General features: G+C 44.1%; 24 protein-coding genes. All 24 read right to left on the reverse strand.

Annotated features, from left to right (window positions below; all coding sequences use genetic code 11):
- Positions 1–17 precede the first annotated feature (17 nt).
- Entirely contained in the window at positions 18–1,316 is a 1,299-nt protein-coding gene (secY, locus tag NST74_RS26700; protein WP_042131218.1) for a preprotein translocase subunit SecY, read from the reverse strand.
- On the reverse strand, positions 1,316–1,756 hold the full coding sequence (gene rplO, locus NST74_RS26705; protein WP_042131219.1) for a 50S ribosomal protein L15: 441 nt from the start codon (positions 1,754–1,756) through the stop codon (positions 1,316–1,318). The genes secY and rplO overlap by 1 nt, the downstream gene beginning before the upstream one ends.
- A gap of 40 nt (positions 1,757–1,796) precedes the next feature.
- Positions 1,797–1,982: a 50S ribosomal protein L30 gene (gene rpmD / locus NST74_RS26710; RefSeq protein WP_036680567.1), complete on the reverse strand. Its 186-nt coding sequence runs from the start codon at positions 1,980–1,982 to the stop codon at positions 1,797–1,799.
- Between the two features lie 14 nt (positions 1,983–1,996).
- Complete coding sequence (rpsE, locus tag NST74_RS26715; protein ID WP_036652980.1) at positions 1,997–2,494, reverse strand: 30S ribosomal protein S5; 498 nt, start codon at positions 2,492–2,494, stop codon at positions 1,997–1,999.
- A 27-nt stretch (positions 2,495–2,521) separates the two neighbouring features.
- Entirely contained in the window at positions 2,522–2,890 is a 369-nt protein-coding gene (gene rplR, locus NST74_RS26720) for a 50S ribosomal protein L18 (RefSeq protein WP_042131220.1), read from the reverse strand.
- A gap of 84 nt (positions 2,891–2,974) precedes the next feature.
- Positions 2,975–3,517, reverse strand: coding sequence for a 50S ribosomal protein L6 (gene rplF / locus NST74_RS26725; RefSeq protein WP_042131221.1), 543 nt, complete (start codon positions 3,515–3,517; stop codon positions 2,975–2,977).
- A gap of 30 nt (positions 3,518–3,547) precedes the next feature.
- On the reverse strand, positions 3,548–3,946 hold the full coding sequence (gene rpsH, locus NST74_RS26730) for a 30S ribosomal protein S8 (RefSeq protein WP_036680560.1): 399 nt from the start codon (positions 3,944–3,946) through the stop codon (positions 3,548–3,550).
- Between the two features lie 32 nt (positions 3,947–3,978).
- A complete protein-coding gene (locus NST74_RS26735; RefSeq protein WP_013312154.1) occupies positions 3,979–4,164 on the reverse strand; it encodes a type Z 30S ribosomal protein S14 in 186 nt (61 codons plus the stop codon).
- 49 nt (positions 4,165–4,213) lie between these two features.
- Positions 4,214–4,756, reverse strand: coding sequence for a 50S ribosomal protein L5 (gene rplE, locus NST74_RS26740; protein ID WP_042131222.1), 543 nt, complete (start codon positions 4,754–4,756; stop codon positions 4,214–4,216).
- Positions 4,757–4,787: 31 nt separating this feature from the next.
- Entirely contained in the window at positions 4,788–5,141 is a 354-nt protein-coding gene (gene rplX / locus NST74_RS26745; protein ID WP_076099615.1) for a 50S ribosomal protein L24, read from the reverse strand.
- 49 nt (positions 5,142–5,190) lie between these two features.
- On the reverse strand, positions 5,191–5,559 hold the full coding sequence (gene rplN, locus NST74_RS26750; protein ID WP_036680556.1) for a 50S ribosomal protein L14: 369 nt from the start codon (positions 5,557–5,559) through the stop codon (positions 5,191–5,193).
- Positions 5,560–5,597: 38 nt separating this feature from the next.
- On the reverse strand, positions 5,598–5,864 hold the full coding sequence (gene rpsQ, locus NST74_RS26755) for a 30S ribosomal protein S17 (protein ID WP_042131223.1): 267 nt from the start codon (positions 5,862–5,864) through the stop codon (positions 5,598–5,600).
- A gap of 43 nt (positions 5,865–5,907) precedes the next feature.
- Positions 5,908–6,105, reverse strand: coding sequence for a 50S ribosomal protein L29 (gene rpmC / locus NST74_RS26760; RefSeq protein WP_019908232.1), 198 nt, complete (start codon positions 6,103–6,105; stop codon positions 5,908–5,910).
- Positions 6,095–6,529, reverse strand: a complete 435-nt coding sequence (gene rplP / locus NST74_RS26765; RefSeq protein WP_042131224.1) for a 50S ribosomal protein L16 — start codon at positions 6,527–6,529, stop codon at positions 6,095–6,097. Before rplP ends, rpmC begins: the two co-directional genes overlap by 11 nt.
- Positions 6,530–6,531: 2 nt before the next feature.
- Entirely contained in the window at positions 6,532–7,197 is a 666-nt protein-coding gene (gene rpsC / locus NST74_RS26770) for a 30S ribosomal protein S3 (RefSeq protein ID WP_038573452.1), read from the reverse strand.
- A 13-nt stretch (positions 7,198–7,210) separates the two neighbouring features.
- On the reverse strand, positions 7,211–7,543 hold the full coding sequence (gene rplV / locus NST74_RS26775; RefSeq protein WP_036680546.1) for a 50S ribosomal protein L22: 333 nt from the start codon (positions 7,541–7,543) through the stop codon (positions 7,211–7,213).
- Positions 7,544–7,576: 33 nt separating this feature from the next.
- Positions 7,577–7,855: a 30S ribosomal protein S19 gene (rpsS, locus tag NST74_RS26780; RefSeq protein WP_036652940.1), complete on the reverse strand. Its 279-nt coding sequence runs from the start codon at positions 7,853–7,855 to the stop codon at positions 7,577–7,579.
- 76 nt (positions 7,856–7,931) lie between these two features.
- Complete coding sequence (gene rplB / locus NST74_RS26785) at positions 7,932–8,762, reverse strand: 50S ribosomal protein L2 (RefSeq protein ID WP_042131225.1); 831 nt, start codon at positions 8,760–8,762, stop codon at positions 7,932–7,934.
- Positions 8,763–8,789: 27 nt separating this feature from the next.
- Positions 8,790–9,083 carry a 50S ribosomal protein L23 gene (gene rplW, locus NST74_RS26790; protein ID WP_036680537.1) on the reverse strand — a complete coding sequence of 98 codons (294 nt, stop codon included), beginning with the start codon at positions 9,081–9,083 and terminating at the stop codon, positions 8,790–8,792.
- The gene (rplD, locus tag NST74_RS26795) at positions 9,083–9,706 is read right to left on the reverse strand and encodes a 50S ribosomal protein L4 (RefSeq protein ID WP_036680536.1); all 624 of its coding nucleotides are present in this window, start codon (positions 9,704–9,706) and stop codon (positions 9,083–9,085) included. Before rplD ends, rplW begins: the two co-directional genes overlap by 1 nt.
- Before the next feature lie 25 nt (positions 9,707–9,731).
- Complete coding sequence (rplC, locus tag NST74_RS26800) at positions 9,732–10,355, reverse strand: 50S ribosomal protein L3 (RefSeq protein WP_036680532.1); 624 nt, start codon at positions 10,353–10,355, stop codon at positions 9,732–9,734.
- 41 nt (positions 10,356–10,396) lie between these two features.
- A complete protein-coding gene (rpsJ, locus tag NST74_RS26805; protein ID WP_017692074.1) occupies positions 10,397–10,705 on the reverse strand; it encodes a 30S ribosomal protein S10 in 309 nt (102 codons plus the stop codon).
- A 226-nt stretch (positions 10,706–10,931) separates the two neighbouring features.
- Entirely contained in the window at positions 10,932–12,281 is a 1,350-nt protein-coding gene (locus NST74_RS26810; RefSeq protein WP_341115362.1) for a globin-coupled sensor protein, read from the reverse strand.
- Between the two features lie 256 nt (positions 12,282–12,537).
- Entirely contained in the window at positions 12,538–13,728 is a 1,191-nt protein-coding gene (tuf, locus tag NST74_RS26815) for an elongation factor Tu (RefSeq protein WP_042131227.1), read from the reverse strand.
- Positions 13,729–13,764 lie beyond the last annotated feature (36 nt).

The raw sequence follows: 13,764 nt of genomic DNA on the forward strand, positions 1-13,764 counted from the left end.
TCACCGGAACCTATCGCCTATTTATTGATGAAGCCTTTGTAATGGCGTTTGATCAATTGGCTCTCGATCTGCTTCATAGTATCCAATGCCACACCGATTACGATTAGCAGTGAAGTACCGCCAATTCGAACTTCTTTAGGCAATCCAGATAAAGCACCGAAGAACATCGGCAATACAGAGATCAAAGCCAAGAACAATGCGCCGGACATAGTCAGACGAGACATTACTCTAGTCAAATACTTCTCAGTAGCTTTACCAGGACGGATACCTGGAATGTAACCACCATTCTTCTTCATGTTATCAGCCATCTGTTGAGGATTCATCTGCACGAACGTATAGAAGAACGTGAACCCGATGATCATCACTACATACAGAAGCATACCAAGTGGTGCATCAGTTGCCAAATACTTAGCAATCCATTGAGCCCAGGCATGTGTTGACCAGAAACTGGAGAGAACAACTGGGAACTGAAGCAGTGATACGGCGAAGATAACCGGAATTACACCAGCCGCATTAATTTTCAGCGGAATGTGCGTATTCTGTCCACCGTACATCTTGTTGCCGACTACGCGTTTAGCGTATTGAACAGGAATCTTCCGAATACCTTGCTGTACGAAGATAACTGCTGTAATAATCGCTACAATCACAATCAGCACAATAACGACTTTAAGAATATTCAGGAACACTTGATCCGGCTGAATAAAGCTTGAGTTAGCCGTACTCGTGATATATCCCGGGATAGCGGCGACGATTCCCGCAAAAATCAGGATCGAAATCCCGTTCCCGATTCCCTTTTCGGTAATCTGTTCACCAAGCCACATCAGGAAAGAAGTACCAGCCGTCAAGATAATGGCAACCAGTAAGTAGTCAGCAAATGTCGCATTCGGCATCATTTGAGTTCCATAAATCCGGTTAAACCCTATCGACGTAGCAAAACCTTGGATCAGGGCCAAAATCACAGTACCATAACGAGTGATTTGCGCCAGTTGTTTTTTACCGTGCTCCCCTTGTTTAGCCCATTCAGCAAACTTAGGAACAACATCCATCGACAGCAATTGCACAATGATAGATGCTGTAATGTACGGATAAATACTGATCGCAAATATCGAGAAGTTTTTGAGCGCTCCGCCCGAGAAGGTGTTCAAAAGTCCCATCAAAGCGTCACCGCTCTGATTTGCTGTTTCCAGTACATCTTTGTTCACACCAGGAACCGGTACAAACGAACCGATACGGTAGATAATCAGAATGAACAAGGTAAACAGGATCTTTTTGCGCAAATCTTCCACATGCCAGATATTCTTAAGCGTCTTGAACATTAGATCACCTCGGTTTTACCGCCGGCAGCCTCGATTTTCTCTACCGCAGATTGAGAGAACTTATTTGCTTGTACAGTCAATTTAACGGTTAACTCACCATTGCCGAGAATCTTAATGCCGCTTTTGGAATTCTTGACAACACCAGTTTCAAGCAACAACTGCGGAGTCACTTCAGTTCCTTCTGCAAAGCTATTCAGATCTTCAAGGTTCACAATCGCGTACTCTTTACGGGTAGGATTAATGAAACCACGTTTAGGCAGACGACGATAGAGTGGATTTTGTCCACCCTCGAAGCCCGGACGAACACCACCGCCAGAACGTGAGTTTTGACCTTTGTGACCGCGACCGGAAGTTTTACCATTTCCGCTACTTGGACCACGACCAACGCGGTTGCGTTCTTTTCGTGAACCAGGAGCCGGAGCAAGTTCATGTAACTTCATCGTTTGCACCTCCTTATGTTTGTTAATTTATGCGAGGCGTTTAGCCTTCAATTTCAGTTACAGATAGCAAGTGACTCACTTTATTGATCATTCCGCGAATTGCAGGACTGTCATTGTGAACCACTGTCGTGTTGAGTTTACGTAGGCCGAGCGTCTTAACAGTAACACGTTGTGTTTCTGGACGTCCGATTACACTACGTACGAGGGTAATTTGCAATTTTGCCATTGACGTTCCCCTCCTTAACCGCGCAATTCTTCGACAGATTTGCCGCGAAGTTTCGCGACCTCTTCAATGCGTTTCAGACGGGATAGTCCCTCCAAAGTTGCATTGACCATATTCATGGAATTCGAAGAACCCAGTGATTTTGTCAAAATGTCGCCAACGCCTGCCAATTCCAATACTGCACGAACTGGACCGCCAGCGATAACGCCAGTACCCTCTGATGCTGGTTTCAGCAACACACGTCCTGCGCCGAAGTGGCCAGTAACGAGATGGGGAATCGAAGTTCCTACGATTGGAATGTGAATCAGGTTTTTCTTGGCGTCTTCAATGCCTTTACGGATGGCATCCGGAACTTCGCCGGCTTTACCGATACCAGCACCGACGTAGCCATTGCCATCGCCCACAACAACGAGTGCACTAAAGCTGAAACGGCGTCCGCCTTTTACAACTTTTGCTACACGGTTAATGTGTACAACTCTTTCTGTCAGTTCTAAACTGTTCGGATCTACACGCAAGTCGTTAACCTCCTTTTAAGAATTATTCTAGAATTCAAGACCAGCTTCACGAGCTGCGTCAGCCAATGCTTGAATCCGTCCATGGTACAAGTAACCTCCGCGGTCGAATACGACCACTGCATAGCCTTTTTCTTTAGCGCGCTCAGCGACCAATTGGCCAACTTTTGCTGCAGCTTCAACGCTGCCGCCATTACCGATATTAGCGCTCAATTCTTTATCAAGAGTAGAAGCGGATACGATAGTAACCCCTTTAACATCATCGATCAGTTGAGCGTAGATGTGTTTCGAAGAACGGAACACGTTCAAACGTGGACGCTCAGTAGTACCCTGGATCTTCTTACGAACACGCAGGTGTCTTTTGAGACGAGCCTTGTTTTTATCTTCTTTTGTAATCATGACTTCCCTTTCACTCCCTTCAGTTTGCCGTAAACAGCTTCACTTTAAGATGCACGGGGTATCTTACAATTAAGTTTAAACTGGTTATTTCTTCTTACCAGCTTTACCTTCTTTGCGGATGATACGCTCGCCTTCATATTTGATACCTTTACCTTTATACGGTTCTGGTTCACGAACGGAACGAATTTTAGCAGCGTATGCGCCAACGCGTTCTTTATCGATACCTTTAACGATGATCTTCGTGTTCGCAGGAACTTCGAACTCGATACCTGCTTCCGGTGTAATTTCAACCGGATGGGAGTAACCAACGTTCAGAACGATTTTATCTCCGGATTTGCTTGCACGATATCCGACCCCAACCAATTCCAGAGATTTCGAGAAACCTTCAGTCACGCCTGCTACCATGTTGCTGACAACGGAGCGGGTTGTGCCGTGAAGTGAACGATGCAATTTGTTATCCGACGGACGAACAACGGTAATTTCGTTATTTTCAACTGTAACCTTCATGTCTTTATGAAGCTCACGAGTCAAAGAACCTTTTGGACCTTTTACTGTAATAACGGCGTTGTCCAAAGTGACATCTACACCGCTAGGTACTGCGATTGGTTTACGACCAATACGAGACATGTGTTGCACCTCCTTATCTTGTGACGTTTATTACCAAATGTAGCAGACAACTTCTCCGCCAGATTTTGATTGACGAGCTTCTTTGTCGGTCATAACTCCCTTAGATGTGGAGATAATCGCGATTCCAAGACCACCGAGTACACGAGGCACTTCATTGCTCTTCGTGTATACGCGAAGGCCTGGTTTACTGATTCTTTTCAAACCAGAAATAACACGCTCTTGGTTAGGGCCGTATTTCAAGAAGATACGGATAATCCCTTGTTTGCTATCTTCAACGAATTCCGCATCGCGGATGAAACCTTCACGCTTCAAAATGTCAGCGATTTGTTTCTTCATAGTAGAAGCAGGCATTTCTACCGTTTCGTGACGCACAATGTTAGCGTTACGAATACGAGTAAGCATATCTGCAATAGGATCAGACATAGTCATGTGTGTAAACCTCCTTCCCGTTTATAAACTTCTTACCAACTTGCTTTTTTCACGCCAGGGATCTGGCCTTTATAAGCTAATTCACGGAAACAAATTCTGCAAATTTTGAACTTTTGCAGTACCGAATGTGGACGACCACAACGTTCGCAACGTGTATATGCACGTACTTTAAACTTAGGCGTACGTTGTTGTTTAACTTTCATCGAAGTTTTTGCCACTTAGCCTGACACCTCCTAAACATTTTCGGAGAAAATGGATTAACCGACTTTATTTTGCGAAAGGCATTCCCAGCTGACCCAGCAGCTCGCGGGATTCCTCGTCCGTCTTAGCAGTAGTTACAATAACGATGTCCATACCGCGGACTTTATCCACTTTGTCATATTCGATCTCCGGGAAGATCAATTGTTCTTTAAGACCAAGTGTGTAGTTACCACGGCCGTCAAAGGCTTTAGTGGAAACACCACGGAAGTCACGTACGCGTGGAAGCGTTACGTTGAACAATTTGTCCAAGAAGTAATACATACGCTCACCGCGTAGTGTTACTTTAACCCCAATCGGCATATTTTCGCGTAGTTTGAAACCAGCGATGGATTTTTTAGCTTTAGTGATTACTGGTTTTTGACCAGCGATCAACTGCATGTCATTAACTGCAGCATCAAGTACTTTGGAGTTTTGAACAGCGTCACCCACACCCATGTTGATGACAACCTTCTCGATCTTAGGCACTTGCATAACAGTTGTATAGTTAAACTTCTGCATCAAAGCAGGTGTTATTTCATTGAGATAACGTTCTTTCATTCTTGCTGCCATGAAGATTTAACCTCCTTTCTTAAGGGCTAGATTAGTCGATAATCTCTCCGGATCTTTTTGCAATCCGAACTTTTTTACCGTTGTCCAATACTTTGTAACCGATACGTGTTACTTTGCCGGTCTTCGGATCGATGTGCATTACGTTGGACACATGAATCGAAGCTTCCTGCTCAATAATTCCACCCTGTGGATTCAGCTGGTTCGGCTTTTGGTGTTTCTTCACCATATTGACGCCTTCTACCAGAACGCGGTTTTCACGAGGATAAGCAGCGATGACACGGCCTTTTTTGCCTTTGTCTTTACCACTAATCACAAGCACCACATCATCTTTCTTCACGTGCAGTTTATTGTTATGGGATTCCAGAACTTTTTTCACTCTAGGCATTTATTACACCTCCTATAACTAACCTTCAACTTATTGGTGCTCGTGTTTATTAGATTACTTCCGGTGCCAAGGAAACGATCTTCATGTAGTCTTTATCGCGAAGTTCGCGAGCAACTGGTCCAAAGATACGTGTTCCACGAGGGCTTCTGTCGTCTTTAACAACAACAGCTGCATTTTCGTCGAATGCGATGTAAGATCCATCTTTACGACGAACGGAACGTTTCGTACGAACAACTACCGCTCTAACAACATCACCTTTTTTGACAACGCCGCCTGGTGTTGCTTGTTTTACGGAACAAACGATCAAATCACCGATTGCTGCTGTACGGCGTCCAGTACCACCCAGTACGCGGATACACATCAGTTCCTTCGCACCAGAGTTGTCAGCCACATGCAAACGTGTAAATGGTTGAATCATTATAATTTCCTCCTTCCGGAAAAACTCTTTTGATTATCTTAGATGATAACCGCTTTTTCAACCACTTCAACTAGTCTCCAACGTTTGTCCTTGGACAACGGACGAGTTTCCATGACTTTTACGGTATCGCCAATTTTTGCAACGTTTTCCTCATCATGTGCTTTGAATTTCTTCGTAGACTTGATGCGTTTGTGGTACAAGTTGTGTTTCTTATAGGTTTCAACAGCGACTACGATGGTTTTATCCATTTTATCACTGACCACTTTACCGATTAGCACTTTACGTGCATTACGTTCTTCGCTCATTAGTTAGCCTCCTTCCTGAATACGGATCTGAGATCCGTCTCACTTAACTAATCCCAAGCACTCTTTGATGGATCACGGTTTTAGCACGAGCTATTTCCTTACGCACGTCACGAATCCGAGTCGGGTTGTCCAGTTGGCCTGTTGCCAATTGAAAACGGAGATTAAAAAGTTCCTCTTTGAATCCAGCGATCTTTTGTTCAATCTCAGCAGTGGTTAAGTTGCGAAGTTCATTAGCTTTCATTTGCTTCACCACCCAATTCTTCACGTTTCACAAACTTAGTCTTAACAGGCAGCTTGTGAGCGGCAAGACGCATCGCTTCACGAGCGATTTCTTCCGACACGCCTCCGAGTTCGAACATAATCTTGCCCGGTTTAACTACGGCTACCCATTTCTCAACGTTACCTTTACCACTACCCATACGAACCTCGAGAGGCTTTTGAGTAATAGGCTTATCTGGGAAAATCTTGATCCAAACTTGACCGCCACGTTTGATATAACGTGTCATCGCGATACGAGCAGCTTCGATCTGACGGTTAGTGATCCAAGACGGTTCCATTGCAACTAGGCCGAATTCGCCGAAGTTCAATTCAGTACCGCCTTTTGCCATACCCTTCATGTGTCCGCGTTGTTGCTTGCGGTGTTTTACGCGTTTTGGTACCAACATGATTAGTTGCCTCCTTCCTGAGCAGCTTGTTTCTTAGCTGGGGGAAGAACTTCTCCACGGTAGATCCATACTTTTACGCCGATAAGACCGTAAGTTGTATGTGCTTCAGCCGTTCCGTAATCGATATCGGCACGAAGCGTATGAAGTGGAACTGTTCCTTCGCTATAACCTTCTGAACGAGCGATCTCGGCTCCGCCAAGACGTCCGCCTACTTGAGTTTTAATCCCTTTTGCGCCAGAACGCATAGTTCTTTGAATCGCTTGTTTGAGTGCACGACGGAACGATACACGACGTTCCAATTGTTGAGCAATGCTCTCAGCTACAAGAATTGCATCCAATTCAGGGTGCTTGATTTCATTGATGTTGATGTGTACTTTTTTGCCACCAGCGATTGCTGTAACTGCGCTGCGAAGTACTTCTACTTCTGCTCCGCCCTTACCAATAACCATACCTGGTTTAGCAGTATGAATTGTAACGTTCACTCGGCTAGCCGCTCTTTCGATCTCGATATGGGAAACAGCGGAATCCTTCAACTTACCTTTAAGGTATTCCCGGATTTTGACGTCTTCCATCAGAAGAGTACCGAAATCTTTTCCTGCATACCATTTAGATTCCCAATCGCGAATAATACCGATTCGGAGTCCGATTGGATTTACCTTTTGACCCACGTGTTATCCCTCCTTATTTCTCAGATACCACCAGTGTAATGTGGCTCGTGCGTTTATTGATCCGACTTGCGCGGCCCATGGCGCGCGGACGGAAACGTTTCATAGTAGGTCCTTGGTTAACGAAAACCTCGCTAACGAACAAACTGTTCACGTCCAAAGAATAGTTATGCTCAGCATTCGCAATTGCCGAATTAAGCAACTTCTCAACGACCGGAGAAGCGGATTTCGGAGTGTGGCGAAGAATTGCAATTGCTTCCCCCACTTGCTTACCACGAATCAAGTCAACAACCAGTTTCGCTTTACGAGCGGAAATCCGCACCGATCTTGCATGTGCTTTTGCTTCCATTGTTTAACCTCCTTTCAAACAGAGACCTTATTATTATCTTCTTGTTTTCTTATCGTCACCCGCGTGGCCTTTGTAAGTACGTGTTGGCGCGAACTCGCCCAACTTGTGACCTACCATATCTTCTGTTACGTATACAGGCACGTGTTTACGGCCGTCATATACACCAAACGTATGTCCGATAAACTGAGGGAAAATGGTTGAGCGACGGGACCAAGTTTTAACTACAACCTTTTTCTCAGCCTCGTTCAGTTCCTCAACTTTTTTAAGCAGGTAGCCATCGATAAACGGCCCCTTCTTTAAACTGCGACCCATGTGTGAATCCTCCCTTCATCCGGTTCTTCAAACCGCGAATCGACGCTTCGCGCTTTATTAACTTGCCAGAAGCGTCTTATTTAGTGCGGCGGCGAACGATATATTTATCAGATGCCTTGTTTTTCTTACGCGTTTTGTAACCAAGGGTTGGTTTACCCCATGGAGACATAGGCGATTTACGTCCGATTGGAGCGCGGCCTTCACCACCACCGTGTGGGTGATCGTTAGGGTTCATTACTACACCGCGAACTTCAGGGCGACGGCCCAGCCAGCGACTACGTCCAGCTTTACCGATTTTGATCAATTCGTGATCTTCGTTACCTACGGAACCGATAGTTGCACGGCATACGCTAAGGATCTTGCGAACCTCACCGGATGACAAACGAACGGAACAGTATTTTTCTTCTTTACCAAGCAATTGAGCTTCTGTACCAGCAGCACGAACCAATTGTCCGCCTTTACCTGGTTTCAACTCGATGTTGTGGATAACTGTACCCACTGGAATGTTTTCCAGTGCAAGAGTGTTACCAATTTTGATGTCGGCTGTTGGGCCGGACTCTACTTTATCCCCAACTTTTAGGCCTTTAGGAGCGATGATATAACGTTTCTCTCCATCAGCATAGTGGATCAAAGCAATATTAGATGTACGGTTCGGGTCATACTCGATTGTAGCAACGCTACCTGGTATGCCGTCTTTAGTACGTTTGAAGTCGATAATACGGTATTTACGTTTGTGTCCGCCGCCATGGTGACGAACCGTAATTTTACCTTGGTTGTTGCGTCCCGCATGTTTGAACAGCGGAGAAAGCAACGATTTCTCTGGCTGGTTTGTTGTAATTTCTTCAAACGTAGACACAGACATGTGTCGTCTTGCCGGAGAGGTCGGTTTGTACTTTTTGATTGGCACTATAGTTTCCTCCTTACTTTAAGAGTATTATTCTACCGCTTCAAAAAATTCAAGCGGCTTGCTGTCCGGGCTAAGCTTAACGATGGCTTTTTTCCACTCTGGAGTGTAACCAGAATATTTACCATAACGTTTCAATTTGCCAGGCACGCGCATTGTGTTCACATTAGTTACTTTTACTTTGAAAATAGCCTCGACAGCTTTTTTGATTTCGGTTTTGTTAGCACGGATATCCACTTCAAAAGCGTATTTCATTTCGCTCATGTAGTCGGAAGTACGTTCCGTAATCACCGGACGTTTGATAATATCACGAGGATCTTTCATTACGCGAACACCTCCTCTACCTTCAGAACTGCTTCTTTAGTGATGATCAGTTTGTCGTACGTTAGTACGTCAAGAACATTAATGCCGTCAGCCGCTACGAATTTCACCCCAGGGATGTTACGAGCGGAAAGCGCTACGTTATCATCATAGCTAGTTGCTACGATCAACGCTTTACGATCTACTTTCAGGTTGTTCAAGATTGCTGCGAATTCTTTCGTCTTCGGAGCATTCATTGTCAAGCTATCCAATACGATAATGTCATTCTCGAGTACTTTCGAGGACAAAGCGGATTTGATGGCCAAACGACGAACCTTCTTAGGCAGTTTCCAGGAATAGCTACGTGGTGTTGGTCCGAAGACAACGCCGCCGCCTTTCCATTGTGGAGAACGAATGGAGCCTTGACGAGCGCGACCTGTACCTTTTTGTTTCCAAGGTTTACGTCCACCGCCACGAACTTCAGAACGTCCTTTTACTTTGTGTGTACCACGACGCAGGGAAGCTCTTTGCATAAGCGCAGCTTCATGTAGAACGTGCTCATTCGGTTCAATACCGAATACTGTATCGCTCAGTTCCACTTCACCAACTTCGTTGCCACTAATATTAAAAAGTGTTACTTTTGGCATTTCATGTTCCTCCTTTCTTCAGTAATTATTTCTTAACGGTTTGTTTAACTTTCACGAAGCTGTTTTTAGGACCTGGGATAGCGCCTTTTACCAGCAATACGTTACGTTCAACATCAACCTTGATAATTTCAAGCTTTTGAACCGTAATAGTCGTGTGACCCATATGTCCTGGAAGGCGTTTGCCCTTAGGAACACGGTTAGCTTGGATAGAACCCATGGAACCTGGTCTTCTGTGGTAACGCGATCCGTGTGCCATTGGTCCGCGGCTTTGTCCCCAACGTTTGATGTTACCTTGGAAACCTTTACCTTTAGATGTGCCAGTTACGTCAACAAATTCGCCCTCAGCAAAAATATCAGCTTTCAGTTCTTGTCCAACCTCGAGAGACCCGAGGTCAACACCGCGAATTTCACGAACGTAGCGCTTAGGTGTTGCATTTGCCTTTTTGGCGTGACCCTGTTCAGGCTTATTGGAGCGTTTTTCTTTTTTATCAGAAAAGCCCAATTGCACTGCTTCATATCCGTCGATATTCAGGTCTTTCTTTTGCAGTACTACACAAGGTCCTGCTTCGATAACAGTAACAGGAATTACGTTACCTTCTGGAGTAAACACTTGAGTCATACCGAGTTTTTTTCCTAAGATACCTTTCAATGTTGACACCTCTTTTCTTTTCCTAAGTTGCTAAAAATGAATTACAATTTGATTTCGATATCTACACCGGACGGTAGATCCAAGCGCATCAAGGCATCCACAGTTTGTGGTGTTGGGTTCACAATATCGATCAAACGTTTGTGAGTCCGTTGCTCAAACTGTTCACGGGAATCCTTGTACTTGTGTACCGCACGGAGAATAGTAATGATTTGCTTCTCAGTTGGTAACGGAATCGGCCCGGATACACCTGCACCCGAACGTTTTGCTGTTTCAACAATCTTCTCAGCGGATTGATCAAGAATTCTGTGGTCGTATGCTTTCAAGCGAATACGAATTTTTTGCTTTGCCATTTTAGTCCCTCCTTCTATCGCCCAATTTGGTATCGGACATACTCCGTGAAAATTTTCTGACCTCGCCCCCATGGCAAAGGGGCCGGGTGTGTCAGTAACCTCTCACATCATCGCAACGTCTCAGAACAACATTTATTATTATATATAATAGGCGGCAGTATTGCAAGCTAAAATAACAAAACAACGCATATTTTTTTCATACGTTGTTTTGTTTCTATTATATAGGTTAGAGATTCTCAGTTGCAGACTTGAAAAACTCAGCTGACTCCGCTGTCTGCGCTGTTGCTGAACCTATTCCTTCTATAGTCTGAATCAATGTCCTTATTTCTTCTTCTACTACAACTATCTCCTGTGTGCTACTGCTCATTGCCTCTACAATATCGGAAAACAAAAGACTAGTCTCAAGAGATTGATGCTTTCCACTTTTGGTTAGCTCTTGCACCTTACGTATCTCCTCAACAACCTGTTGTGTGAGACTGCCCGATTTATTAGTTAGCTCCACGATCTGAATTACAGTATTCTTCGTATCTTCTGCCAACCGACTAACTTCTTGGGCAACTACACTAAACCCTTTACCGTGCTCTCCGGCTCTAGCAGCTTCTATTGTTGCATTAAGAGAAAGGATTTTAGTTTGATCAGCTATATCTTTCACTGAGTTTACGATTTTTTGTATTTGATTAGAGGAATTGCTTAATTCATAAATGGAGTGTTCCATCTCACTAGTGCTTTGATAAATAAGGTTAATCTGTCCTGTTAAGCTATCCAAATGTTCATGTCCATCTGTAGCCAGCCCCTGTGACTCTACAGAGGATCTAGCTGTACGTTGGAATGTTCTACTTACTTCATTACTACTGGCTACTAGCTGCTTCACAGCGGCATTTGTATCGATGCTAAAATCTATTAATTCGCTGCTAAATTCAGCAATTTTCTGCTTTAATTCATTTTTAACCAATAAGTACTGTTGTTCTTTTTCTTTGACGTTCTCTTTCTCGTATTCCTCTAAAACAAGTTGTTGCTCGAGGTTTAGCAGCTTAGTCACAGTCTGAACTACTTGTAGGCGTGCTTTGTCATCATTGGTTTCTTTATAGATAACTTGTATAAATACGTTCTGAAGATTTTGAAAAGCGGATAAGTACCATTTTGGCTCAAGTCCGACCCTTTTATGAATATTAGCAATCTTCAAGCGCTTTGCTATGTATTCATCATCAACTTTGCCATCAAAAATTTCGATGATATGCTCTCGGAGCGTTGTTTTCAATCTCTCGATGCTGCTATGCTTCAAAATTATGGCCTCAAGCTTATTAACACCTAACACCGAATTGTAAAATTGATCAGTAATGTAGTCTATATTCTGTTCAACAATAGGCTTCACCCTACGCAATAAATTCAAATCTGATTCAGTTAGATCAATCATCTTCATTTGTTCATTGAGCTCGCCATGACCTTCAATAGTATGAAATAAAAACTCAGTAGGCTTGCTCTGTTCCTTGATATCTAAGGAATGAGAGGCAGGAGAATCCACATTGTTTTTACGTGCAGTTAGCGCATGCATGAAGGAAAAAGGACATTTCCCCATATTACCACTCTCCCTTAATTCCTATATTTTTACATTATTAATCCTCCTTCATTTTACTCTATGATTAGTATAATTGTAAACAATTGATTGATGTATTTTGACGAATTATGTAGAAACAACTCATATTAATGCGTTTTATTTATCATTAAATGTCGAAAAATATATTATGATTTTCTGAACACAAAAAGCCCCGGATTCTCCGCAAGAAGAATCCGGGGCACTATGATTCAGAGTCTACCCGCAGATAGAATCTAATTTATTTTTGGATGGAAGCTACGCTACCTGCTCCAACTGTACGTCCACCTTCGCGAATGGAGAATTTAGTACCTTCTTCAATAGCGATAGGGGAGATCAAAGCAACAGTTACAGTGATGTTGTCACCAGGCATAACCATTTCAGTACCTTCTGGCAAGTTGATGATGCCAGTTACGTCAGTTGTACGGAAGTAGAACTGTGGACGGTAACCAGTGAAGAATGGTTTGTGACGTCCGCCTTCTTCTTTAGTCAAAACGTAGATTTGAGCAGTGAACTCAGTGTGTGGTTTAACAGAGTTCGGTTTAGCCAATACTTGGCCACGCTCGATCATAGTACGGTCTACACCACGAAGCAAAGCTCCGATGTTGTCGCCCGCTTGAGCGGAATCCAGCAATTTACGGAACATTTCTACGCCCGTAACTACGGATTTCTTAGTTTCTTCGTGAATACCAACGATTTCGATTTCTTCTCCGACTTTAACTGTTCCGCGTTCTACGCGACCAGTTGCCACAGTACCGCGGCCAGTGATGGAGAATACATCTTCGACAGGCATCAAGAATGGTTTGTCAGTTTGACGCTCTGGAAGTGGAATGTACTCGTCGATTGTTTCGAACATTTCAACAATCTTCTTAGCATATTCACCATCTGGGTTTTGAAGAGCTTCACGAGCAGAACCACGAATGATTGGAGTGTCGTCGCCTGGGAAGTCATACTCGCTCAGCAAGTCACGAACTTCCATTTCAACCAATTCCAACAACTCTTCGTCTTCAACCATGTCGCATTTGTTCAAGAAAACAACGATGTATGGAACACCTACTTGACGGGACAACAGGATGTGCTCGCGAGTTTGTGGCATAGGGCCATCAGCTGCGGATACAACCAGGATAGCTCCGTCCATTTGCGCTGCGCCAGTGATCATGTTTTTAACATAGTCGGCGTGACCAGGGCAGTCTACGTGAGCGTAGTGACGGTTAGGAGTTTCATATTCAACGTGGGAAGTGGAGATTGTGATACCACGTTCGCGCTCTTCAGGAGCTTTGTCGATTTGATCGAATGCGATAGCTGCGCCACCGTAAGTTTTGGACAATACAGTAGTGATTGCAGCAGTCAGAGTCGTTTTACCATGGTCGACGTGACCAATAGTACCGATGTTAACGTGCGGTTTGTTACGTTCAAACTTTGCCTTTGCCATTTGAACAGTTCCTCCTTAATGTGGGGTTCCTTATAT

The sequence above is a fragment of the Paenibacillus sp. FSL F4-0125 genome, from assembly GCF_038008565.1.
Taxonomy (GTDB): domain Bacteria; phylum Bacillota; class Bacilli; order Paenibacillales; family Paenibacillaceae; genus Paenibacillus_AQ.